This window comes from Kribbella sp. NPDC055071, from assembly GCF_053608045.1.
This window is the reverse complement of the sequence record NZ_JBSGUS010000075.1, coordinates 1-1,273: the sequence shown is the minus strand read 5'-3', so window position 1 is coordinate 1,273 and position 1,273 is coordinate 1. Positions and strand designations below refer to the sequence as shown.

The following is a 1,273-nucleotide window of genomic DNA, read 5'->3' as shown; positions in this document are numbered from 1 at the left end:
CTCATAGCTTGTGCCCCACTGTTTTTTCAGCTCCGCTTTGCTTTTATACACCTGGAACATCTGTGTATCATCCACCAGTGAGCCTTTAGGAGCTTCTACCGCTGAATTTGACACCATCAGTCTGACAATAAATGTTCTGGCGGCAAGCGCCTGGGCTTTCAGTGCTTCAGGTTTAAAGGTTGCCGGCATTTCGGAGGCGACGACTCCAGTCACATACTCTTCAAGCGGAATGTTTTCTACGGATTGATTTGCGGTTCGATAGACGGGAATAGAAACAGGTGATGCTTTCAATGTTTCTGCTCCTTTCGATGCTGGTTTCGTGCTGACTGCTGTCTTTTCTGATTCTACGCTGGCCCCCGCTTCCTTATTATGCTGGAATGGTATAACCAAGAGTGTGGGAACCAAGAGAATCAATGTACATAGTACGGATAGTGTGATTGCGAATTGTTTCATATTCAGCTGCCTCCTGCTCGGGATTCGACTCTAGTCTAGTCTATGGGCAGGGACAAGCTAATATGACTCTCGTTTTGGACAGAAACTTTATTTGTCATTTACGTATTCTTTTTTGCTATTTTGCGCATAATGATGATAATACACAAAAAATAAAAAACCAGTATGCCAGAGTGACATACTGATTTTCAAGTAAGTTTATGCATTTAAGTCAGAAACGACTTCTTTATTCTCTTGCTCAGAAGCAGACTCATCATTTACACGTTCGATGTCTGCGCCCAGAGCGGCAAGCTTCTTATGGAAATCAACGTAACCGCGGTCTAAGTGCTTCAATTCAGTAACACGTGTGTGACCTTCAGCCACTAACCCCGCAAGAATCAGCGCTGCACCTGCACGCAAATCAGTCGCTGCAACTTCAGCTCCCTGAAGCTGTACAGGACCGTTAATGATGACAGAACGTCCTTCAATCTTGATATCACCATTCATACGGCGGAATTCTTCCGCATGCATAAAACGGTTTTCAAAAACGGTTTCTGTAATCATGCTTGTGCCGCTTGCACGAAGCAGAAGCGCCATCATTTGTGACTGCATATCAGTCGGGAAGCCCGGGTGAGGCATTGTTTTGATGTCAATCGGTTTAAGTTCTTTCGGGCCGATGACACGCAGACCTTCACCTTCATCCTTAATTGTTACACCCATCTCTTCCATTTTTGCAATTAAAGAGGTGAGGTGTTCAGGAACGGCTCCTTTTACTAATACGTTTCCTTCAGTGATTGCCTGGCTGGGGGCGGTTCCCGCGCTGCTCGTCGTCTTCTGGCGCGGA

At 45.8% G+C, this 1,273-nt stretch carries 1 protein-coding gene and 1 pseudogene; both read right to left on the bottom strand.

What is annotated here, in order from left to right; genetic code table 11:
* A partial coding sequence (locus ACWF4Z_RS38350) for a SpoIID/LytB domain-containing protein (protein WP_452248112.1) occupies positions 1 to 453 on the bottom strand: 453 nt, incomplete at its 3' end.
* Between the two features lie 195 nt (positions 454 to 648).
* Positions 649 to 1,273 (bottom strand): annotated as a pseudogene (locus ACWF4Z_RS38345) (hypothetical protein); the annotation flags it as partial.